This window comes from Chlorobaculum thiosulfatiphilum (genome assembly GCF_006265165.1).
In the GTDB taxonomy this organism is placed as follows: Bacteria; Bacteroidota; Chlorobiia; order Chlorobiales; family Chlorobiaceae; genus Chlorobaculum; species Chlorobaculum thiosulfatiphilum.
Map to the genome: position 1 here is coordinate 60,248 of NZ_VDCH01000009.1, position 20,959 is coordinate 81,206.

The following is a 20,959-nucleotide window of genomic DNA, read 5'->3' on the forward strand; positions in this document are numbered from 1 at the left end:
GGACAGCAAGGACGTCAGGGACAGCAGGGTGAAAATCGCTGAAAAACTTGATTTCTATGAAATGTCCTTTTTGTCCCTTTTAGTCCTTCTCGTCCTTTCCCCAAATATTCTACAACCCCAGCGTCACGAGATCGTGAATATGCACAATACCCACGGGGCACTTCTCTTTGTCGCACACCATGAGTTGGGTGATTCGCCAGGTTTCGAGGAGTTCGAGGCAGGCTTTGGCCATCATTTCGGCTGAGACGGTTTTCGGGTTGGGGGTCATCACCTCTGCGGCTTTCTTGTCGAGGAATGACTCGCCGGTCTGCACCAATCGTCTCAAGTCGCCGTCGGTGAAGATGCCGGTCAAGCGTCCCTCTGCATCGACCACGCCACTGACGCCGTAGCGTTTGGAGGTCATTTCGAGGATGAGGTCGGAGATGGTCGAATCCTCGCTGACGATGGGAAGCGCCTCTCCGGCGGCCATGACGTCGCCGACGCGCATCGTCAGTTGCTTGCCGAGTGAGCCTTTCGGGTGGGTGAGGGCGAACTCTTGGTCGGTGAAGTTTTTCTTTTTCATCAGGCAAATCGCTAGCGCGTCGCCCATCGCGAGCATCGCCGTGGTCGAGCTGGTCGGCGCGAGGTCGTACGGGCACGCCTCCTGATCGATGCCGGTGTCGAGCACCACGTCGGCGTTCATCGCCAGGTACGAGCGCGGGTTGCCGGTGAAGGCAATGATGGTTGCCTTCCGCTCCCGGAGCGCCGGCAGGATGAAGTTCAGCTCTTCGGTCATGCCGCTTTTGGAGAGGCAGATGACCGTGTCGCCCTCCGAAACCACGCCGAGATCGCCGTGCGCCGCTTCCGCCGGATGGAGGAAAATCGCCGTCGTGCCGGTCGAGGACAATGTCGCCGCAATCTTCTGGCCGATGATGCCCGACTTGCCCATGCCGGAGATGATGATTTTGCCCGCGCAGTCGAGCATCAGTTCGACCGCTCTGGAAAAGTTTTCGTCCAGCCGCTCGCTCATCAGGCGAATGGCGTCGGCTTCCTGCAGAAGGATGCTCTTGCCCTCCCGCATGGTGGTTGCGTGTTCTTTCATCGTCGCTGGTATGGTTTCGGCAGCGGCAATCGGGTTCGCCGCCAAAAGCAGGAAATATTCATTTTTTAATCCGATATTCAGCGCTATAATCTGGAAAATTCATGATATTTTCAAACTCCGGGCCGGAAGCGCCTCTTTGTCGCGAGCAATCGATTGATGAGGCGGCGGCTCCGCAATGTTCTCGGAAACTGTTCACGCTAACCACAACCTGCGGATTATGAGCTGGATTTTAATTCTCGGATTTGCGCTGTCGGTCTTTTTTCTGCTCGTGTATTTTCTCTCCAGGTTTGTCAATTACATGAAGATGGAGCAGAACATGGAGATCGAATCGTTCAAGGATAGCCTGATCGACAAGGACAATCCGGTCGGCCTGACGGGCGACGAGCTTGAAAAGATGAAGCAGCAGCAGGCCGAGGCGCAGGCGCATCTGCGTGAGGTGATCTCCAAGATTCCCGTCATCCAGAAGGATGGCAAGTTCCAGCTCGATATGGACGCCGTCCGGCAGCAGAAAGCGGACGCAGCGAAAACCAACGGCTCGACCGGCCCGGCGACCGGCAAGAGCTGACAGCGCGACTTCCAGCCAACCCGCGCATGTTCTCCAAGCTCAAGCTTCTCGCGAAGGATACGGTTATCTACGGCGCGAGCACCATTCTGGCCCGCAGCCTGAACTACGTTCTCGTTCCGCTCTACGCCAACCAGCTCTCCACCTTCGACAACGGCATTCAGGCGGTGGTTTACGCCAACATCGCCCTGGCGAACGTCATGTTTTCCTATGGCCTTGAAACCTCGTACCTGAAGGTCGCCTCCGACGCCATCAAGCGCAACGAGGATGAACGCCCCTATTTTTCGACGGCCTTCATCAGCCTCTTTCTGACCTCGATTCTTTTTTCCGTTTTGATGCTGCTGTTCGCTCCGGCGCTCGCCGTCGCCATCGGCCTCGCGCCCGGTTCGGGCATCTACATACAATACGCTGCGGCGATTCTCTTTCTCGATACGCTGCTCGTCGTGCCGTTCGCCGAACTTCGGCTGAAGCGCAAGGCGATTCCGTTCGCGCTCGCCAAGGTGATGGGCGTGGTCGGCGGCGTCATCAGCACCTTCGTGCTCATTCTCGGACTTCACGCAGGTCTCTCCGGCGTCTTCATCGGTGAGGCGCTTGGCTCGGTGGTGAGTCTGCTCTTCATCCTGCCGGTGCTGAAAAGCTTCAGGCCTGTCTTTTCGCCAAATCTCTACCGCGAGCTGCTGCGCATCGGACTGCCCTACGTTCCGACCGGCATCGCCGGATTGCTGATCCACCTGATCGACCGGAACCTGCTCATCCGCATTCCGCAGCACGACATCGAGCGCCTGTATGGCGCGGGTTTCCAGGCGTCGGACATCACCGGCATCTACGGACGGGTGGCGGCGTTTGGCGTGGCGCTTCAGATGTTCATCCAGATTTTCCGCTTCGCCTGGCAGCCCTTTTTCCTGCAACATGCCGACGATCCCGAAGCCAAGCCGCTCTTCCGGCAGGTGATGAATCTTTCGGGTATCGCCGTGATCGTGCTTGCTGTGGCTTGCACCTTTTTCGTGCCCGATCTGGTGCGCTACCACTGGGGCGGCAAGCTTTATCTGTTGCCGCCGAAGTACTGGATGGGCCTGTCGATTCTGCCGTGGATCTTTTTCAGCTACGTGTTCGACATGATTTCAACCAACCTGTCGGCAGGTATTCTGATTACCGGCAAGACAAAATATCTGCCGGTGGTGACTTTCGCCGGAGCCGCCGTGACGACCATCGGCTGCTGGATTCTCATTCCGCTTGGCGGCATGGATGGCGCAGCGGTGGCGATTCTCTGCGGTACGGCGGTGATGTGTCTCTGCATGGGGTGGTACTCGGTGCGCTTCTACCCGATCCGCTACGACTGGGGCCGCCTGGCGCTGTTGCTTGGCGCTGGACTGGCATTCGCGGTGTGGCATGACGACCTGCTCCTGTGGCTCGCCGGATTCGGCATCAGCGGTCTCTTCGCCATCGTCGTGAAGCTGCTCATCGTTTTGCTCTATCTCGCGCTTGGCACGCTCATTTTCCGCAACGAGGCGTCGGCTGTCGTGCGAATGGCGCGGAAGAAATTGCGCCCGGCGGGAGGTTCCGGCAGCCGATGATCCGCCTCGCCACCGTTCAGTTCACGCCCCGGCTCGGCGAGCGCGAGGCGAACCTCGAAGCGATCCAGAAGCTGCTCGATCCGGTCGAGGCGGAGGTCGTCATTTTACCGGAGCTGTGCACGAGTGGCTATTTTTTCGTGACGCGCGAAGTGCTTGCGCCGCTCGCCGAAGCACCGGGCGGCGTGGCTTGCGTTTTTTTCCAGCGTCTCGCCGAAGCGAAACGGGCGATCATCGTCGCCGGTATGCCCGAAGTGGCGGACGGGCTTTTCTACAATTCGGTGTTTGTGTTCCGTCCCGGCGTCCCGGAGCCGCTCATCTATCGCAAGGCGCACCTTTTTTACAAGGAGCGCTTCGTCTTCGAGCCGGGCGACACCGCTTTTCCGGTGATCCGCGACGAGCGGCTCGACCTCTCCATCGGCATCATGCTCTGCTACGACTGGCGCTTTCCGGAGGTGAGCCGTGTGCTGGCGCTCGACGGGGCGGAGCTGATCGCCTGTCCGTCCAACCTCGTCACCGATGCGTGGCGGAAGGTGATGCCCGCACGCGCCATCGAGAACAAAGTGTACGTCGCCGTGGCCAACCGGTGCGGCACGGAAACGAGATGCGGGGAGACGTTGCTGTTCAAGGGGTGTTCGGCTGTGTACGATTCTTATGGCGAGCCGGTCGCGCTTGCCGGGGCGGACGGCGACCGGGTGCTGCTGGCGGAGATCGATCCCCGGCCATGCCGCGACAAGCGCTTCAACGAATTCAACGACATCTTCGCCGATCGTCGCCCGGAGCTATACGGCGCGATTTGCCGTAAACGCTGAAATCGCTTATCGATACCTTTCAGAACGGACGAAGCTTCTTCTTTACCGCTTTTCCGTCATGGCGTTGATTCTTCGTATCAGTTCGGGAGTTTCCATGCCGTTTTTCGATGCAATATCGGAGAGCCGGTCATCGGGCGATGCCTCGATGCCTTGCTGTTTCAGCGCCTGTTGCAGGGCGAGCGGAGCCACTCCGGCGGCGCTTGCAGCCTCTTCGAGCGTTTTCTTCCCCCATCCGCCACCTTCACCAAGTCCGCCAGAGCGCTTGCCCTCAACCATGATGTCGTACAGTCGCTGTACCTCCGTGCCATTTTCAGCGGCGATTTCAAGCAGTGTCTGTTGGGTGCTGCTCGCTTTGATGCCTGCTGCCTGAAGCTTCTTGAGCAGTTCACTGCCCGGTTCGTTGACCCGGGGCATTTTCCCAAGCTCTTCGAGGGAGAGGGTTTCGGCATGAGGCACGGGCGGACCGCCGGTTTTGTCCTCCCACGAGCCTGAGAGCTGGTCGCCGAGCGCGATGATCTGTTCGAATGGCGGCAAATGCCAGAAGGTGCCGACAGCCAGCACGGCAAAAAGTACGAGTGAAATGGCAAGCTCGGCAGGGTTGTTCACGCCCTTCGAGGCTTTGCTCTTGATGTAGGAAAAAAATGCTTTCCAGTTGATGACGAACAGGTGGAAAATCGACAGGATGATGAAGGCGAAGCCAAAGACGACGTGCTGGTTCTGCCACCCTTTTTTGGTCAGGCCAAAGATATTCCAGTCAGTCCAGTTCGCCACCCTGCCCGGCGGAGAGATGTAGAGCACGATGCCGGAGACGAACATGACGAGAAAGGCGAGTGCCAGTCCGGCGCTGATGAAGACGCGCCACTTGAACGATTGCTTGACAGACATGTTCGTATAAGATTGTCAGTTTTCCGGAGGCGGTGGTGGTGGAAAAGGAGCGTTACGAACTCCATCACGATAATCCCGGTGAGGCTGGCCTCTCCACGAGTTCATTTTCTGATACCGCACGGTGTAGATATTGTTGAGCAACTTTTCCAGAGAATCGCGCTGGGCTGGAGTGCAGAGCGCGGAAAGTTCATGGAAATGGATGGCAAGATCCTTTTCGATCAATGCCTGGCGCTTGCCGATACTGTCGGCAATGGCTAAAAGTTTTGCCTTGTCGGGCTCCGGCTTGACCGATTCCGAGATTAGCTCCTTTTTGAATTCGATGATCTTCTGCACGGACGGCATGGTTTTGCGGAAATGCTCCTGCCGAAGTCTCCGGAATGCCGCTTTCTGCTGATCGGTCAGCTCCAGTTCATTACCTCTGCGTGGGCCGCTACTGCTGTAGAATCGGGTGACTTCAACCGTCTGGTAACTTTTGTTCACAAAGTTCTGCCACCAGAGCATTCCCATGAAGGTGATGTTAAGGATGGCCAGGAGCACCAGGGCTGTCGTGACGAAGCGCTTGGAAGAGAGAAAATCCATCGGTAATCATTAAAGTTTTGTACTACAAGAGAGTGCCTGCACAATGCGATCCACCGTAGCGGGCTTTTGCGCCCTCCAGAGTTCCATGCGCCGACGTCAGCGGTCGATAGCCGACTGATCGTCGTAATAGGAGAGCGCCGGTCCGCCGTAAGCTTCACTGAACGAATCGGCAATGACCCCCGCGGAGCCGGTGGTTTGCGGCGCCTGATGCATGTACAGCATGAGGGCCGAAGCGATATTCAACACCAGCAGGAGCGCCATGAAAGCGAGCCTGGGATTGAACGCGCCGCCAAACACAGCCACCCCGGAGGTTTTCCCGATCTCCATCGTATCGATACGTTGCATGAGCCGTACCCTGAACAGGTGATTCACTTCCACCCGGGGCATCTGGTCAAGCATTCCGAGGGTCTTGGTGACCTCTTCGTTGCGTTGTTCAGTAGATCTGTTCATGGTTTTTTTTCGGTTTCATAAAATGTGACGTCGAAAATTTGAAAATCTTGTATCGATCAGGAGCGATCAGTTAGAGTGGTAGTGACGTTCAAGACGCGCTTGCAGATTTTTTTTCGCCCGGTGAATCAGCGACTCGACCGCCGGGATGGTGGTCTGGAGAATGTCGGCGATCTCCTGGTTGCTGTACCCGTCCTGCTTGCTGAGGAGGAAGGCTGTTTTCTGGTTGTCGGGCAGGGCGTCGAGCGCGTTTTGGAGTACGGCGACGCGCTCCTTGCCGACCAGCGCATCGGCGGGATTGTCGATATCGGGCGCGGGAATCGAGTCCGCCGGATCGTCGATTCCGATGACCCGTTTCAGAGAGCTGAACCGTTTCTTGCGTTTCAGCTTGCGCAGGTGATCGAGCGACTTGGTGACGGCGATCCGGTATATCCAGGTGGAGAGTTTCGACTCTTCGCGGAATTTGTCGAGCGAGCGATAGACTTCGATGAACACCTCCTGAGCGAGATCCTCGGCATCTTCGCGATTGAAGACGAACCGGTAACAGGTGTTGACCACCATATCCTGGTGTTCGGCGACAAGTTCGCTGAATGAGCGGTCTGTTGATGTTAAGGCCTGTGGCTGCAATGGACAATTATTAAGGCAAATCGAAAATAACTTCCGGTGAATCCGGCCTGAAGCGGCGACATCCAGAATGGCCTGTCGCCGTCGCCAGCTTTCACGATCCGGAATTGTATATGTAACATACAGGCGGATTGTTTTTCAATACAACCGGAAGCGCTTCGCACTCTACGGTATTGCCGACTGTGCCGATGACCGTTGATTCCCATCTCGCCAGAATCGCCGGATTTCGGGCGAGATGTCATTATCAGACGACATTCAGCCGGGTTTCTTGCGCCCGTCAACCGAGTTTCGAGGCGAACGCGAGCACTTTTTCCACCTTTTCGGTGGAGTCGGCTTCGCAATAGACGCGCAACACCGGTTCGGTGCCCGAGGCTCTGATGAGCAGCCATCCGCCCGCGAAATGGTATTTGAAGCCGTCGAGATCGCTGAAGCCCGTCACCGGGAATCCGGCGATGCTCGTCAGCTTGCCTCCTGCAGCCGCAGCGATGATGGCCTGTTTTTTCGATTCGGCCACGCGCATGTCGAGGCGGTTATAGCTGAAAAAGCCATACTCGTCGTACAGCTCCTCGACCAGGCCGGTCAGCGTTTTCTGCCGCCGGGCCATGATTTCAAGCATCAACAGGCCGGTATAGACGCCATCCCGCTCGGGCAGGAACGAGGTGATGCCGATGCCGCCGGACTCTTCGCCGCCGATGAGAATGTCGTTGGTGGTCATCAGGCGGCTCACATATTTGAAGCCGACCGGCAACAGGTGCATTTTCAGCTCGTGCTTCAAGCAGATTCTGTCGATAACATCGGTCAACGCAAAGGTTTTGGCCACCTCGCCGCGCTGGCCTTTCTGTTCGACCAGATATTTCAGGATGATGGCGAAGAGCTTGTGCGAATCAACGAACTCGCCCTTCTCGTCGAGCATCCCGATACGGTCCGCGTCGCCATCGTTGATGATCGCCACGTCGGTCTCGACCTCCTTGAAAAACTCCACGAAGTCACCGATGTATTGCGGAATCGGCTCCGGATTGATGCCGTCGAATCCCGGATTGACCGAGCAGTGGTAGCAGTTGACCATCGACTCGTCGAGCAGCCGGGTGACGATGTCCTGACCCGCGCCGTACATGGCGTTGTGGGCGATCTTCAGTCCGGACTCGCGGATGAGCTTCATATCGAGCTTCGAGACGAGGTAAGCCACGTATTCCGATTTTATATCGCTCATGACGATCAGGTTCTCGGTGATTTCGACCGGCGTCGAGGGATCGAGGCCGGGCAGGTAGCTCTCGATTTCGTCGATCACCTCCGGGTGGGCCGGGCCGCCGTAGGAGGCTTTGACCTTGAAACCGTTGTAGATCGGCGGATTGTGCGAGGCGGTGATCATCACGCCGCCCGCGAGTTTGTGCTCTCTCGTATAGAGCGAGACCGCAGGCGTCGAAACGAAGCTGTTGGAGAGGAAAACCTTGAGGCCCATCGAGGAGAGCACCTCCGCCGTGAAGCGGGCGAACTCCTTCGACATGAAGCGGGTGTCGTAGCCGACGCAGATGCCGTTGGCTCTGTTCGGATGGGAAAGAAAATATTTCCCGGAAGCGAGCGCCGCCAGTTTGAGATTGTCGTAAGTGTATTCTTTGGCTATAATTGCCCTCCACCCGTCGGTTCCGAATTTGACTTGCATTCTGTTATGGATTTGATATAATTGTTCTGACTCTCTGGTGTTTTGCCATGTGAGTTCACCACTTTTTGGCCGGTGAGAAAACTGGTTCCTAAAATACGCTTTCCTGTGCGATGATGCAATTTCAGCAGCCGACGCGCCGCAAGACGCTGTTCGTTCTGGCCGGTGAGGTCTCCGGCGACCTGCACGCCGCCGGGCCTGTGCGCTCGCTGCTCGAACAGGCTCCCGGCACAAGAGTGTTCGGCGTCGGTGGGCGCAAGCTCGTCGAGCTTGGTGCGGAGCTGCTCTACACGACCGACCAGATGAGCATCATGGGCTTCGTCGAGGTGCTCAGGCAGGCGCCGTTCCTGCGCAAGGTGATCGGCGACCTCAAGGCGGCCATCGTACGCGAAAAGCCCGATGCCGCGCTGCTGGTCGATTACCCCGGCATGAACCTGCACATCGCGGCTTTCCTGAAGAAGCAGGGCATTCCGGTGATCTACTACATCTCGCCGCAGGTGTGGGCGTGGAAGGAGCGGCGCGTCGAAAAGATTCGCGCCTGCGTTGACCGGTTGCTGGTGATTTTCGACTTCGAGGTCGATTTTTACCGCCGCCACGGTATCGAGGCCGAGTTCGTCGGCAACCCGGTGGTCGAGGAGCTGGCGGAGCTGAAATTCGCGCCGAAGCCGGAGTTCCTCGCGCGGATGGGCATCGATCCCGCCGCCCGCATCGTCGGCCTCTTGCCGGGCAGCCGCCGTCAGGAGATCGAAAAGATTTTTCCCGAAATGCTCGGCGCGGCAAAGCGCATCCGCGAGCAGGTCGACATCGTGTTCCTGCTTGGCCGCTCATCGCATCTCGCGCCGTCGCTCTATGATCGCCACCTTAGCGAGGCGGGCGTCGAGACGCTCGACTGCTCTTCGTACGAACTGATGCAGTACAGCGACCTGCTGCTCGTCACCTCCGGCACGGCGACGCTCGAATCGCTCTGCTTCGCCGTGCCGATGGTGGTGCTCTACAAGACCTCACCGCTGAACTATTTTATCGGCAAGCGGCTGGTCAAGCTGCACAACATCGCGCTGGCCAACATCGTCGCCTGCGGATTGCTGTCGGAAAAACAGGCGGTGCCGGAGCTGATCCAGCACGAGGCCAACGCTGACGCCATCAGCCGGAAGGCGCTGGAAATTCTTTGTGATGACGCTGTCTCGTCGTCCATGCGGCGTGAGCTTCAGGAGGCGTGTGCGCGGCTCTCTTCCGATTCGCCCTCGCGCCACGTGGCCGCCGTGCTGCTTGAATATCTATGACCTGCAAACCATGACTACGATTATCAATTACCTGACTGCCCATCCCATTGCGCTCGGCATCGCCGTGATCGTCTCACTCATGATCGTGCTGTCGTTCGCGCGGCGGATTCTGCGTTTCGCTCTCGTGCTTTTCGCGCTCGGCATTCTCTACGTCGCCTGGGTGAGTTGGCATGGCGGCGATCCCGCCGAAAAGGCGCAAAAGGCGAGCAAGTCGGTCAAGGAGGCTGTCCACAAAGGCGAAGGGGTGATGAAGGCGGTTGACTGGTTGTTTAACCACGACGACCGCCCTCAGCAAGAGGAGTGAAAAGGATTTCTTCTTGAACGGGGGGGGGCAACTCGCCATTATTTCCCCAAAAGAAGAAATTGGGCTAAAGCCCTGATTTATTTTGTCTTATCCATAACCCCGGACTAAAGTCCGAGGCAACTGTTTCAAGCTTCCCTCACCGTCCGCTGATCGCCCCCGTTGGGCAGTACTCGATCAGCTCCTCCCGGATCGTGGCTGCATCTGCCGAAACCGATTCCATCGTGCGGATGCAGACGCCGCAATCGACGCACTTTTCCCGCTCGAACCGGATGTTGCCCGACCTGTCGATGCTGAAGTACTCGTGGGTCTCCTCGACTGCCGGAGTCGCCACGCCGAACGCCGTGGCCAGATTGCGCAGGCGGCAATCGTCAACCGCCTGGCAGCGGCACCGCAGGCAGCGTTTGGCCTCCTCTCGCGCCTGTTCGGCATCGTAACCAGTCACCGCCTCATCGAAGCTCCGGCGTCTCGACTCCGCCTCCAGCTCCGGCATGGCCACTCGCGCCGCGGGTTTGGCCCGGTCGTAGAACTGGCGCGGGGCCTTGTCACGCGCTCCGTACGATGAGTTGAAGCGCTTCGCTTCCGTCGCCGCCGGATCGCCGCCGCCGAGGAAGCGGTCGATAGCCTCGGCTGCAACGCGCCCCTGCCGGACAGCTTCGATGGCCAGATCGGGGCCGCTGACGCAGTCGCCCGCCGCGAAGACGCCCACAGCGTCGGTGAGCATCGAGCCGCCCTGAACCGTGATCGTGCCGTTGCGCTCGACGCCCACGCCCGCCGCAGCTTCAGCCGGGAGATCGACCTGTTGGCCGGTGGCCGAAATGACCGTGTCGGCCCGGAGCGCAAACTCCGATCCTGCGACGGGAACCGGACGGCGGCGGCCACTCGCGTCGGGTTCGCCAAGCTGCATATTCACTGCCGTGACGGCAAGGCCATCCGCATTTTTCTCAATCGCAACCGGCGCGGCGAGCAGGCGAAGCTCGACGCCCTCGGCGACCGCCTCATCGATTTCGAGCCGGTTGGCGGGCATCTCCTCACGGCCACGGCGGTAGAGAATCGTCACCGATTCCGCGCCAAGCCGCAGGGCGGTTCGCGCCGCGTCGATGGCCGTGTTGCCTCCGCCGATGACGATCACCGACCTGCCGGGCGCGGCGGCAGTTCCGTCCGCAACGTCGGCAAGGAAGCCGATGCCGCTCTGTACGCCGTCAAGCTCCTCGCCTGGAATGCCGAGCTTCGAGGCCTGGCTCGCGCCGATGGTGAGCAGCACGGCGTCGTGCGTCTGCTGCAACTCCGCCAAGTCCGCATCCTTGCCGAACATGGTCGAGAAGCGGAAGGTCGCGCCCATCTTCACGAGCGGCTCGACATCGGCGTCGATCACCGCTTCCGGCAGGCGGAACTTCGGAATGCCGTAGCGCATCATGCCGCCTGCTTTTTCGTTCGCATCCAGAATCGTTACCTCGTGCCCGCCGAGCAGGAGGAACCATGCCGCCGTGAGGCCCGCCGGGCCTGCGCCGACGACAGCCACGCGCTTGCCGGAAGCCGGTTTGCGCTCCGGCAGTTCCGATCCGTCAGCCATCCCCTGGTCAGCGGCGAAGCGCTTGAGGGCGCAGATCGAGACCGGCTCGTCAACGCCGTGGCGGCGGCACGTCTCCTCGCACGGGGCGGGGCAGACGCGACCGAGAATGCCCGGCAGCGGAATAGTGCGGCGGATGATCTCGATCGCTTCGCGGTCGTCGCCTTTCGCTATCGCGGCTACGAATCCGGGAATGTCGCAACCTGCCGGGCAGGCGAGTTCGCACGGCGCGAGGCAGTCGCCGCAGTGCTGGGCGAGGAGCCGTTCGAGGCTCTGGCGGCGCATCGAGTCCAGCTCCGCATTGCTCGTTTCGACCACCATGCCTTCGCTCACCTTGGTGCTGCACGAGGGGATGAAACGGTTTTTGCCCTTGATCTCCACGATGCATATCCAGCACGAGCCGGTCGCTTCGATCTCTTTATGGAAGCAGAGCGTCGGGATGCGGATGTCGTTCTCGCGAGCCGCTTCGAGGATGGTCTGTCCCGGAGCCGCCTGCACACTGCGGCCATCGATGATAAGGTTGACGGGTTTCATGGTCGGTAACGTTTCATGGTTGCGTTCATGCGTCCGGGGTGCCGGAGTCAGCGCCGAAGGTCTTGCCGATATGGTTGGCCACCTTTTCGAGCAGCCACATAGGGGTCGAGGTCGCGCCGCAGATGCCGACGCTTTCCACCGGTTTGCCGTTCTCGCCGACGAACCATTCCGGCTGGATTTCATCCACATCCTCGATGAAGTAGCTCTTCGGATTGGCATCGCGGCAGATCGAGTAGAGCACCTGGCCGTTCGAGCTTTTGCGCCCCGCCGCGAAGACGATGCAGTCGTTCGAGAGAGCGAAGTCGCGCAGCTTGCCGTTGCGGCTCGATACCTGTCGGCAGATGGTGTCCTTGAAAACCAGCTCCGGCATTGCGCGCGCGCCGGTTTTTTCGGCGGTGATGTCGATGTCGCGCACGGCCATCCACTCGCCGCTTTCCGTGCCGGGGTTGCGGTGGCCGTGTTCGGCGAAGAGCTTTTCGAGGTTCTTCTTCAGCTCGTAAAAGCCCGGCACGTCCATCGTGGTCTGGGAGATCAGGGCGGTTTTTCGGCTGAGGTCGAGCGGCTCGGTTTCCGCCGGATCGGACAGGTCGGGATGCTTGATGACGACCCCCTCGTTGTCGCACTGGCCGTTGATGCCGATCACCTCCGGGTGGACTTTCTTGCCGTAGATCACCACCTGGTAGCCGAGCTGGTGCAGCATCCTGGCGGTCTTCTGCAATTTGGCCACCACGGGGCAGGTGGTGTCGGTGATCGCGAGGTTGTTGCGTCGGGCGGTCTGGTAGGTCGATGGCGGTTCGCCGTGGGCGCGGATCAGCACCTCGGCGTTCCGGAGCTTCTCGAACGCCGGAATGTCGATGGTCTCCATGCCGAGCGCTTCGAGCCGCTTGACCTCCACCTCGTTGTGCACCACGTCGCCGAGGCAGTACAGCTCGCCGGACTGGGCAAGCTTCTCTTCGGCAACGTGAATCGTGCCCTGCACGCCGATGCAGAAGCCGGATGATGTTCTGTCAAGATTGATTTTCACTGGACTTCTCCGGAATGGTAAGGCCGTCGCCTTCAAGGTTCAGATTTTGCCGGAAAAGATACGATTAAAATGGGAAAGGCAATGGGGTGGGGGAGGAGTTGATAATGGATAATGGAAGAGGGGGTGGGGAGCGTCGCGGCATTTCGGCACAGGGCAACCGCAAGGGATTGCCCCTACACTCCCACCAGCTCAACGTCGGGCAGTTCGGTGCCCATGAAGAGGCGGTAGAGTTCGCGGAATTTTTGCGGCAGGTCGCTGACCATGAGGTGCGGCAGCGCTTTTTCGGCTCTCTGGTTCAGGATGTTGCGGGCTGCGAGCAGCTCTCCGGCCTTGCTGGCGACCGCTTCGGCGGAGTCGATGATGGTGATCTCCGGCCCAGCGATGCTCTCGATGATCTTCCGGAGAATAGGGTAGTGGGTGCAGCCGAGCACGAGGGTGTCGATCTGTTTGCCCGCGAAGGCCGACAGGTACTCTTCGGCCACGAGCCTGGTTGCGGGGTGGTCGATGAAGCCCTCTTCGGCGAGCGGGACGAAAAGCGGGCAGGCTTTCGGGAACACTTCGAGTGCGTCGTTTTCCTCGCGGATGGCGCAGGAGTAGGCGTTCGAGCCGATGGTGGCCTGGGTGCCGATGACGCCGATGCGGCCCGACCTCGTCCGCTCGGCGGCCAGCTCCGCGCCCGCCCTGAGCACGCCGATGACCGGAACGCCGCCAGCCGTCTGCTCGACCACGTCGAGCGCGAGCGCCGAAACGGTGTTGCAGGCTACGATGATCAGCTTCGGCTGATGCTTCATCAAGAGTTCGGTGTCCTCGCGGGCGTACTTGCGGATCGTGACCTGCGACTTCGTGCCGTAGGGAACGCGCGCCGTGTCGCCGAAGTAGATCAGCCGCTCCGCAGGCAGCGCGGCCTGCACGGCCTTGACCACCGTCAGGCCGCCGATGCCCGAGTCGAAAATGCCAATCGGGCTGTCAGGTGAAATCTTGTGCTGCGGCATGGGTTTGCTTCGTTATGGGACATTTGGGACGATTGGGACTTTTGGGAAGTGAAGAATTGGTTTTAGTCCCAAGTGTCCCACAAGTCCCAAATGTCCCAATCGTCCCAAAATTTCAAACATTGAACCTGAACGTAATCACGTCGCCGTCCTTGACGATGTACTCCTTGCCTTCGGAGCGCATTTTGCCAGCCTCTTTGACCTTCTGCTCCGAGCCGAGGGTGATCAGGTCTTCGTATGCCATCACTTCGGCGCGGATGAACCCCTTCTCGAAATCGGAGTGAATCGCCGCGGCGGCTTCCGGGGCGGCAGCGCCCTTGCGGATCGTCCAGGCGTGAACCTCCTTGACGCCCGCCGTGAAGTAGTTGTGCAGACCGAGCAGGTCGTAGGCGGCCATGATCAGGCGGTCGAGCCCCGACATTTGGAGTCCGAGGCTTTCGAGGAAGTCCGGGCGCTCCTCTTCGGGCAGCTCGGCAATGTCCGCTTCAGCCTTGGCGCTGATGACGAGCATTTTCGATCCGCTCTCCGCCGCGATCTTCGCCACCGTCGCGGTGTGCTCGTTACCGCCGGGCAGGTCGGTCTCGGCGACGTTTGCGGCAAAGAGCACCGGCTTTGCCGTGATGAGGAAAAACTGTTTCGCGATGGCGCGCTCCTCGTCGTTTTCGAGAATGCTGCGCACCGGTACGCCCTCGCCGAGTCCCTTCACGATCTTCTCGGCCAGATCGGCCAGCACCTGCTGGTCCTTCTCCTTGCGAGCGCCCTTGCGCAGTTTGTCGATGCGCTTCTCCATGCTGTCCAGATCGGCCAGCATCAGCTCGGTCTCGATGGTCGTGATGTCGTCCGTCGGATCGATCCTGCCCTCGACGTGGATGATGTTCGGGTCTTCGAAGCAGCGCACCACGTGGATGATCGCGTCAACCTCGCGGATGTGCGACAGGAACTGGTTGCCGAGTCCCTCGCCCTTGCTTGCGCCCCTGACCAGGCCGGCAATATCGACGATTTCGAGCACCGCCGGCACGATCACCGGGGTCTTGACGACGCGGGCGAGCTCACCGAGGCGCGGATCGGGCACCAGCACGGTGCCGACGTTGGGTTCGATGGTGCAGAACGGGTAGTTGGCGGCTTCGGCCTGCTTGGCCGTGATGGCATTGAACAGCGTCGATTTGCCGACATTGGGCAGACCGACAATGCCGCAGCGGAGTGACATGGGCAGAGATGTTGGTTGAAAAAAACGGTTTTAACATGTAATCAATCCGTTTGGAAAAAGCAAATTAATTTTTTACAATTACAGGCTAATTCAAAATGCATTTGGAGAAGAGTCCTATCGAAAAGAAACCGATCATCGTCGCCATAGACGGTCCGGCTGCATCCGGCAAGAGCACCACGGCGAGAATTCTCGCCGACAAGCTGGGTTATATTTACATCGATACCGGAGCCATGTACCGCTCCGTCACGCTCAAGGCGCTCCGTGAAGGCTTGCTCGACGATCTTCGCAAGGATGAATCCGGAATTTCCAGACTGCTCCGGACGATCACCATCGGCTTCCAGGGCGACCGGGTGATTCTCGACGGAGAGGATGTAACTGAGGCGATCCGGGAAAACCAGGTCAGCCGCGAGGTCAGTTTCATCAGTTCACTCAAGCTGGTCAGGGACAAGCTTCGCGAGCTTCAGCAACAGATGGGCCGCAAGCGTGGCATCGTCATGGACGGGCGCGACATCGGTACCGTGATTTTTCCCGATGCCGAGCTGAAAATTTTTCTCGTCGCCGATCCGGCGGAACGCGCCAAACGGCGTCACGTCGAGCTTTCGCTCAAGGCTGGCGGCGCGGCGGTTCCTTCGCTCGAAGAGCTTGAAGCCGAGATCAAACAGCGCGATCGCGACGATGAAGAGCGCACCCACGCGCCGCTCAAACGTCATCCCGACGCGGTCTTGCTCGATACCTCGAACATGAGCATCGACGAGCAGGTCAATGTCGTCCATGATCTGGTCATGAAAATTGTGGGGCAGTCGTAGTCGGTGATGGCCCGTTGCCTTCGTCAGTATGAAAAGTGTTCTTTCGTGTCATAACTCATAACCATAAAAACCGGCAGCCGAAATCTCTCGCGGTTGACGGCAAATCATCAGAGAGGAAGGAAAACATTAATGTCAGAAACAAAAACGCTGGAAACGCCGAAGCCGAAAGTGCCGGGCAGAAAGAAAATCAAGATCTTCGCTCACTACGAACCCTCCGAGATCGAACAGATGGAGTCGCTCTACACGAGCACCCTCTCCGAGATCACCGAAGAGGAGATCGTGAAGGGAAAGATCGTTTCGATCTCCAACAAGGATGTCACCATCGACGTCGGTTTCAAATCGGAAGGTATCGTTTCGCTTCTCGAGTTCCGTGACGATGACGAAATCAAGGTTGGCGACGAGGTCGAGGTCTATCTCGAGAACATCGAAGACAAGATGGGTCAGCTCATCCTCTCCAAGAGGAAAGCCGACGTGCTTCGCATCTGGGACAAGATTTACGATTCAATCGAGAACGACACCATCATCAACGGCAAGATCATCAACCGCGTCAAGGGCGGCATGACGGTCTCCCTGTCTGGTGTCGAGGCCTTCCTGCCCGGTTCGCAGATCGACGTCAAGCCGGTTCGCGACTTCGACGCTCTGGTCGGCAGGACTATGGACTTCAGGGTCGTCAAGATCAACCCGGTCACCCAGAACATCGTTGTCAGCCACAAGGTCATCCTCGAAGAGGAGTATGCGGCCAAGCGCGAGGAGATGCTCGCTAACATCAAGGTCGGCATGGTTCTCGAAGGCACGGTCAAGAACATCACCGACTTCGGTATCTTCGTCGATCTCGGCGGTCTGGACGGTCTGGTGCACATCACCGACATCACCTGGGGCAGAATCAACCATCCTTCCGAGGTGGTCGAACTCGACCAGCCGATCAAGGTCGTGGTCGTCGGCTTCGACGAGAACACCAAGCGCGTTTCGCTCGGCATGAAGCAGCTCGAACCTCATCCGTGGGAAAATATCGAAATCAAATATCCGGTCGGTATCAAGGCGACGGGCCGCGTGGTTTCAATCACCGATTACGGCGCATTCGTCGAGATCGAGAAGGGCATCGAGGGTCTCGTTCACATCTCCGAGATGAGCTGGACGCAGCACATCAAGCATCCGAGCCAGTTCGTTTCGCTGGATCAGGATGTCGAGGTCGTCATTCTCAACATCGACAAGGAGCACACCAAGTTGTCGCTGTCGATGAAGCGCGTGTCGGAAGATCCGTGGATCGCCCTCTCCGAGAAGTACATCGAGAGTTCGCTGCACAAAGGCACGGTCAGCAACATCACCGATTTCGGTGTGTTCGTCGAGCTGGAGCCTGGCGTTGACGGCTTGGTGCACATCTCCGACCTGTCGTGGACCAAGAAGATTCGCCATCCCAGCGAGCTGGTCAAGAAGGGCCAGGAACTTGAAGTCAAGGTGCTGAAATTCGACGTCAACGCACGTCGCATCGCGCTTGGCCACAAGCAGATCAACAACGATCCGTGGGGTGAGTTCGAGCAGAAGTATGCCGTCGGCGCAGAATGCACTGGCGCTATTTCGCAGATCATCGAGAAGGGCGTCATCGTCATTCTCCCCGGCGAGGTCGATGGCTTCGTGCCGGTGTCGCACCTGTTGCAGGGCGGCGTGAAGGACATTCACTCCTCCTTCAAGATCGGCGACGAGCTGCCGCTCCGCGTCATCGAGTTCGACAAGGAGAACAAACGCATCATTCTCTCGGCGCTTGAATATTTCAAGGACAAGAGCAAAGAGGAGATCGAGGCTTATCTTCAGGCTCACCCAAACGAGAAGAAAGAGATCGAGGCTGCAACCGCTGAGTTGGAGCCACAGCCGAAAGGCCGCTGATTTTTTTACCGGTTGTTACAGCCAAAGCCGGAAAGACCCCTTCCTTCGTGAAGGGGTTTTTCCGTTTGGTGGGGAAAGGGGAGAGTGGACTTGGTGGACAGGGGAAGAAGATGTTTTTCCGAGGTTTTGTTCACCCAGTTCACTCTTGTTCAGTAGCCGTAGCTTTTGAGGAGGTTCTTTTTTTTGCGCCAGTCGGGGCGGATCTTCACGAAGATTTCGAGGTACACCGGGCGGTCGAGGAGTTCTTCGATCTCCTTGCGGGCGGCCTGGCCGAGTTTTTTGATGGCCGCGCCTTTCTGGCCGACGATGATCTGCTTTTGGCTGTTGCGCTCGACGATGACCGAGCAGCGGATCAGCTCTTTGCGGCTCGGGTCGTTTTCGTGCTGCTCCTTGAATTCATCGATGACCACCTCGGTCGAGTAGGGAATTTCTCGTCCGTATTGCAGGAAGATTTTTTCGCGGATGATCTCGCCGACAAAGAAGCGCTCCGGCTCGGTGCTGAGGATGTCGTCCGGCCAGAGCGGTTCGTCGAGCGGGAGCAGCGGCCTGAGCAGCTCGACCAGCTCCGGAATGTTGCCGCCGGTGAGGGCTGACAGGGCGAGCGTCGCCACGGGCTTGTATGTGCTCATGATCTCTGTTTGCACCTCTTTGACGGTCTCTTCCGGCACGAGGTCTGCCTTGTTCAGGGCTATGACGAAAGGTTTTCCGGCGGGCTTTACCCACTGTTCGATCAGTTCGCTGGCGAATTTCCGGTCGAAGGGTTCGTCGCCCTTCTGGAACGGGATGAGCGCCACGATAACATCCGACTCCCGGAGCGAGCGCCGGGTGATTTCGAGCATCGACTCGTGCAGCGATTGCTGCGGGTCCATGATGCCGGGCGTGTCGAGAATGATGATCTGGCTCCGGTCGTCGTGATAGATACCGGTAATTTTTTTGCGTGTCGTTTGCGGTTTTGGGGTGACAATCGATAGCTTGTGATCCAGCAGGCGGTTCAGCAGGGTCGATTTGCCCGCGTTCGGCGCGCCGACGAAGGCAACATGGCCGCATGAGAATGACGATGGCTGCACGTCGGTCATAATTTTTTTGTATGATTTCGAGGCCGGAAAATAGATGTTGAAAACCTGTTCCGGCGGTTTATGAAACGGTTTTACGGCAAGATAACACGATATGTCTCCTCTTTACGGACAAGTGATGGAAAAGTACAATAAATCCGATCTTTTATGGCTTCTTGTGCCGACGGCAGGCCTGATCGTCATGGGGCTTCTGGCGGTGTACAGCGCAACCAATGGTTCCACCGAATCGGTTTCCCTCTTTTACAAGCAGCTCTCCTGGGCCGTTACCGGAGCCGTTGCGGCCTCGATCATATACTTCATGGATTATCGTCTCATCAAGGATAATGCCTACATCATGTATGCGGCAGGTATCATTCTCTTGATCGCGGTGCTCGTTTTCGGAAAGAAGGTGGCTGGCGCCACGAGCTGGGTGCGCTTCGGTATGTTCAGCTTTCAGCCCTCCGAACTGACCAAAATGTTTACCATCATCGCGATGGCGAGGTTTTTGTCCGATGACCAGACCGACATCGGTAACATGATGGATCTCGGCAAAGCGCTCGCTCTGGCGCTGGTTCCTGCCGGGCTTATCATGCTTCAGCCCGACATGGGCACGACCCTGACCTGCCTGTCATTTATCGTTCCCATGATCGTTCTCGCCGGTTTCGACCTGTACTATATCATGCTTGCGGTGGTTCCTGTTGCGCTGATGCTTTCCGGATTTTTCAATTTTACCATTCTTGCGATCATTGCCGTTGTTTCACTGGTCATGTTTGTCCTGCTCAGGAAAAAGTTTTATTTCCACCAGTTGCTGGTTACCGGAGCAGGCTTTTTGAGCGGATTGCTGACCTGGAAGTTTACGGCCTCGATTCTCAAACCTCACCAGATCAAGAGAATCCAGATATTTCTTGATCCCACCTCCGACCCGCAGGGCGCGGGTTACAATGCGCTTCAGGCCAGGATCGCCATTGCTTCGGGCGGAATTTTCGGCAAAGGATTTCTTCAGGGCACCCAGACTCAGCTTCGCTATATTCCTGCGCAGTGGACGGACTTCATTTTCTGCGTGGTTGCCGAAGAACTCGGGTTTTGGGGTTCGACGTTACTGCTGCTTTTATTTCTGGCGCTTGTGCTTCGGCTGATCTGGATGGTTGGAGCCATCAAGAACCGTTTCGTCGAGCTGTTGCTTGCCGGGTATGTCTCGTTGCTTCTGACCCATGTGGTTATCAATATCGGCATGACCATCGGCGTCATGCCGGTTATCGGTGTGCCGCTTCCTTTTATTTCATATGGCGGTTCGTCTCTGGTCGCCAATATGATGATGGTCGGCCTTGCGATGAATTTTTCGAAAAACCGGAGACATATCGGTTATTGAGGCGAAAAAGATCATTATGATAAATAAAAAAAGGCTGTCATTTTGAACAGCCTTTTTTGTCGAAAAAACAATGTGGTTTATTTCGTTTTTTCTTCGATCATTTTTTGATCTGATAGATGAATCGTTTGCCGCCTTCGCCAACGGGAATACGTTCAATTTCCGGATCCTGATTGCCATACTTGTTGAACCAGAGGCTGACAGCGGTGCCTTTCGTCTGAAGCGCGGCCGCAATTTCGCGAGGCTTGAACGCCTTGTCGGGATTGGCCTGAAGCAGGTTTTTGATCGATATGCCGAGCTTTCCGCGTCCGAACTTTGCAGTTGCCGGTTTCGCCACAGGGCTGCCTTCCATTCTGGAAAGATTGCTTTCCAGCTTTTTGATAATGGTATTCAGCTCGGTTTCATAAGGACGAATGCTTTCTTCGAACTGAAGTTGCAGTTCAGCAATTTTTTCCTTCAGTTCATTTTTCTGCTGGTTCAATGCTTTGAATTCATCGACATTCAGAATGTACAGATCAAATTTGTCCGGTGCAGATTCTTTTCTCATAATGTTCATGATTTGCTTGTGTGTAATAGATGCGGTTTAAAAACAAAAGAAATATAACAGGTTTGTATGCAATTGTGCAATTAAAAAAAATATCTGTTTTTATTAAAGGGCATCTCTAAAAAGAGCGATTTGAAATATTCTTCTGACCAGCGACATCGAAACAAGGCGATATTGCCCTGCAAAC

At 57.6% G+C, this 20,959-nt stretch carries 20 protein-coding genes; 8 read left to right on the top strand and 12 right to left on the bottom strand.

What is annotated here, in order from left to right:
• Positions 1 to 109 precede the first annotated feature (109 nt).
• The gene (locus FGF66_RS05995; RefSeq protein ID WP_139456787.1) at positions 110 to 1,009 is read right to left on the bottom strand and encodes a KpsF/GutQ family sugar-phosphate isomerase; all 900 of its coding nucleotides are present in this window, start codon (positions 1,007 to 1,009) and stop codon (positions 110 to 112) included.
• A gap of 289 nt (positions 1,010 to 1,298) precedes the next feature.
• Here FGF66_RS05995 and FGF66_RS06005 point away from each other — a divergent pair, with 289 nt between their 5' ends.
• Genes FGF66_RS06005 through FGF66_RS06015 form a run of 3 tightly spaced genes read left to right on the top strand, consistent with a single transcriptional unit; the run spans position 1,299 to position 4,026 of the window.
• Positions 1,299 to 1,646: a hypothetical protein gene (locus FGF66_RS06005; protein WP_170181242.1), complete on the top strand. Its 348-nt coding sequence runs from the start codon at positions 1,299 to 1,301 to the stop codon at positions 1,644 to 1,646.
• Positions 1,647 to 1,672: 26 nt separating this feature from the next.
• On the top strand, positions 1,673 to 3,217 hold the full coding sequence (locus FGF66_RS06010; protein ID WP_139456765.1) for a lipopolysaccharide biosynthesis protein: 1,545 nt from the start codon (positions 1,673 to 1,675) through the stop codon (positions 3,215 to 3,217).
• On the top strand, positions 3,214 to 4,026 hold the full coding sequence (locus FGF66_RS06015) for a nitrilase-related carbon-nitrogen hydrolase (RefSeq protein ID WP_139456766.1): 813 nt from the start codon (positions 3,214 to 3,216) through the stop codon (positions 4,024 to 4,026). The genes FGF66_RS06010 and FGF66_RS06015 overlap by 4 nt, the downstream gene beginning before the upstream one ends.
• A 42-nt stretch (positions 4,027 to 4,068) precedes the next feature.
• Here FGF66_RS06015 and FGF66_RS06020 read toward each other — a convergent pair whose 3' ends face one another.
• The 5 genes from FGF66_RS06020 to FGF66_RS06040 form a co-directional block, all read right to left on the bottom strand.
• Complete coding sequence (locus FGF66_RS06020; RefSeq protein WP_139456767.1) at positions 4,069 to 4,911, bottom strand: DUF4405 domain-containing protein; 843 nt, start codon at positions 4,909 to 4,911, stop codon at positions 4,069 to 4,071.
• Positions 4,912 to 4,926: 15 nt separating this feature from the next.
• Positions 4,927 to 5,490, bottom strand: a complete 564-nt coding sequence (locus tag FGF66_RS06025) for a Spy/CpxP family protein refolding chaperone (RefSeq protein ID WP_139456768.1) — start codon at positions 5,488 to 5,490, stop codon at positions 4,927 to 4,929.
• A gap of 96 nt (positions 5,491 to 5,586) precedes the next feature.
• On the bottom strand, positions 5,587 to 5,940 hold the full coding sequence (locus FGF66_RS06030; RefSeq protein ID WP_139456769.1) for a hypothetical protein: 354 nt from the start codon (positions 5,938 to 5,940) through the stop codon (positions 5,587 to 5,589).
• 66 nt (positions 5,941 to 6,006) lie between these two features.
• Positions 6,007 to 6,564 (bottom strand): RNA polymerase sigma factor, encoded by a 558-nt coding sequence (locus tag FGF66_RS06035; RefSeq protein WP_281279056.1) that lies wholly within the window; start codon positions 6,562 to 6,564, stop codon positions 6,007 to 6,009.
• Between the two features lie 274 nt (positions 6,565 to 6,838).
• Complete coding sequence (locus FGF66_RS06040; RefSeq protein ID WP_139456771.1) at positions 6,839 to 8,221, bottom strand: phosphoglucomutase/phosphomannomutase family protein; 1,383 nt, start codon at positions 8,219 to 8,221, stop codon at positions 6,839 to 6,841.
• A gap of 110 nt (positions 8,222 to 8,331) precedes the next feature.
• On the opposite strand from FGF66_RS06040, the gene lpxB reads away from it, so the two are divergent.
• On the top strand, positions 8,332 to 9,498 hold the full coding sequence (gene lpxB / locus FGF66_RS06045; protein WP_139456772.1) for a lipid-A-disaccharide synthase: 1,167 nt from the start codon (positions 8,332 to 8,334) through the stop codon (positions 9,496 to 9,498).
• Between the two features lie 10 nt (positions 9,499 to 9,508).
• On the top strand, positions 9,509 to 9,802 hold the full coding sequence (locus tag FGF66_RS06050) for a hypothetical protein (RefSeq protein ID WP_139456773.1): 294 nt from the start codon (positions 9,509 to 9,511) through the stop codon (positions 9,800 to 9,802).
• A 136-nt stretch (positions 9,803 to 9,938) separates the two neighbouring features.
• Here FGF66_RS06050 and FGF66_RS06055 read toward each other — a convergent pair whose 3' ends face one another.
• From FGF66_RS06055 to ychF, 4 genes are all read right to left on the bottom strand, one after another.
• Positions 9,939 to 11,903 (bottom strand): FAD-dependent oxidoreductase, encoded by a 1,965-nt coding sequence (locus FGF66_RS06055; protein WP_139456774.1) that lies wholly within the window; start codon positions 11,901 to 11,903, stop codon positions 9,939 to 9,941.
• Positions 11,904 to 11,928: 25 nt separating this feature from the next.
• Positions 11,929 to 12,927: a 4-hydroxy-3-methylbut-2-enyl diphosphate reductase gene (locus FGF66_RS06060; RefSeq protein ID WP_139456775.1), complete on the bottom strand. Its 999-nt coding sequence runs from the start codon at positions 12,925 to 12,927 to the stop codon at positions 11,929 to 11,931.
• A 173-nt stretch (positions 12,928 to 13,100) separates the two neighbouring features.
• Positions 13,101 to 13,919, bottom strand: coding sequence for a glutamate racemase (murI, locus tag FGF66_RS06065; RefSeq protein WP_139456776.1), 819 nt, complete (start codon positions 13,917 to 13,919; stop codon positions 13,101 to 13,103).
• A gap of 112 nt (positions 13,920 to 14,031) precedes the next feature.
• Complete coding sequence (gene ychF / locus FGF66_RS06070; RefSeq protein WP_139456777.1) at positions 14,032 to 15,123, bottom strand: redox-regulated ATPase YchF; 1,092 nt, start codon at positions 15,121 to 15,123, stop codon at positions 14,032 to 14,034.
• A gap of 101 nt (positions 15,124 to 15,224) precedes the next feature.
• Between ychF and cmk the strand changes: the two genes are divergently transcribed.
• Positions 15,225 to 15,929, top strand: a complete 705-nt coding sequence (gene cmk / locus FGF66_RS06075) for a (d)CMP kinase (protein WP_246046601.1) — start codon at positions 15,225 to 15,227, stop codon at positions 15,927 to 15,929.
• A gap of 129 nt (positions 15,930 to 16,058) precedes the next feature.
• Positions 16,059 to 17,810, top strand: coding sequence for a 30S ribosomal protein S1 (rpsA, locus tag FGF66_RS06085; protein ID WP_139456779.1), 1,752 nt, complete (start codon positions 16,059 to 16,061; stop codon positions 17,808 to 17,810).
• Between the two features lie 149 nt (positions 17,811 to 17,959).
• On the opposite strand, the gene era is transcribed toward rpsA, so the two are convergent.
• On the bottom strand, positions 17,960 to 18,877 hold the full coding sequence (gene era, locus FGF66_RS06090) for a GTPase Era (RefSeq protein ID WP_139456789.1): 918 nt from the start codon (positions 18,875 to 18,877) through the stop codon (positions 17,960 to 17,962).
• 124 nt (positions 18,878 to 19,001) lie between these two features.
• Between era and rodA the strand changes: the two genes are divergently transcribed.
• On the top strand, positions 19,002 to 20,231 hold the full coding sequence (gene rodA, locus FGF66_RS06095) for a rod shape-determining protein RodA (RefSeq protein ID WP_170181243.1): 1,230 nt from the start codon (positions 19,002 to 19,004) through the stop codon (positions 20,229 to 20,231).
• A 97-nt stretch (positions 20,232 to 20,328) separates the two neighbouring features.
• On the opposite strand, the gene FGF66_RS06100 is transcribed toward rodA, so the two are convergent.
• Positions 20,329 to 20,784, bottom strand: coding sequence for a hypothetical protein (locus tag FGF66_RS06100; protein ID WP_139456780.1), 456 nt, complete (start codon positions 20,782 to 20,784; stop codon positions 20,329 to 20,331).
• Between the last annotated feature and the right edge of the window lie 175 nt (positions 20,785 to 20,959).

Excerpts from the sequence above, each read along its gene's own strand:
- FGF66_RS05995 (WP_139456787.1), bottom strand. The coding sequence starts at position 1,009 with ATGAGCGAGCGGCTGGACGAAAACTTTTCCAGAGCGGTCGAACTGATG.
- FGF66_RS06005 (WP_170181242.1), top strand. The coding sequence starts at position 1,299 with ATGAGCTGGATTTTAATTCTCGGATTTGCGCTGTCGGTCTTTTTTCTG.
- FGF66_RS06010 (WP_139456765.1), top strand. The coding sequence starts at position 1,673 with ATGTTCTCCAAGCTCAAGCTTCTCGCGAAGGATACGGTTATCTACGGC.
- FGF66_RS06015 (WP_139456766.1), top strand. The coding sequence starts at position 3,214 with ATGATCCGCCTCGCCACCGTTCAGTTCACGCCCCGGCTCGGCGAGCGC.
- FGF66_RS06020 (WP_139456767.1), bottom strand. The coding sequence starts at position 4,911 with ATGTCTGTCAAGCAATCGTTCAAGTGGCGCGTCTTCATCAGCGCCGGA.
- FGF66_RS06025 (WP_139456768.1), bottom strand. The coding sequence starts at position 5,490 with ATGGATTTTCTCTCTTCCAAGCGCTTCGTCACGACAGCCCTGGTGCTC.
- FGF66_RS06030 (WP_139456769.1), bottom strand. The coding sequence starts at position 5,940 with ATGAACAGATCTACTGAACAACGCAACGAAGAGGTCACCAAGACCCTC.
- FGF66_RS06040 (WP_139456771.1), bottom strand. The coding sequence starts at position 8,221 with ATGCAAGTCAAATTCGGAACCGACGGGTGGAGGGCAATTATAGCCAAA.
- lpxB (WP_139456772.1), top strand. The coding sequence starts at position 8,332 with ATGATGCAATTTCAGCAGCCGACGCGCCGCAAGACGCTGTTCGTTCTG.
- FGF66_RS06050 (WP_139456773.1), top strand. The coding sequence starts at position 9,509 with ATGACTACGATTATCAATTACCTGACTGCCCATCCCATTGCGCTCGGC.
- FGF66_RS06055 (WP_139456774.1), bottom strand. The coding sequence starts at position 11,903 with ATGAAACCCGTCAACCTTATCATCGATGGCCGCAGTGTGCAGGCGGCT.
- murI (WP_139456776.1), bottom strand. The coding sequence starts at position 13,919 with ATGCCGCAGCACAAGATTTCACCTGACAGCCCGATTGGCATTTTCGAC.
- ychF (WP_139456777.1), bottom strand. The coding sequence starts at position 15,123 with ATGTCACTCCGCTGCGGCATTGTCGGTCTGCCCAATGTCGGCAAATCG.
- rpsA (WP_139456779.1), top strand. The coding sequence starts at position 16,059 with ATGTCAGAAACAAAAACGCTGGAAACGCCGAAGCCGAAAGTGCCGGGC.
- rodA (WP_170181243.1), top strand. The coding sequence starts at position 19,002 with ATGGAAAAGTACAATAAATCCGATCTTTTATGGCTTCTTGTGCCGACG.
- FGF66_RS06100 (WP_139456780.1), bottom strand. The coding sequence starts at position 20,784 with ATGAACATTATGAGAAAAGAATCTGCACCGGACAAATTTGATCTGTAC.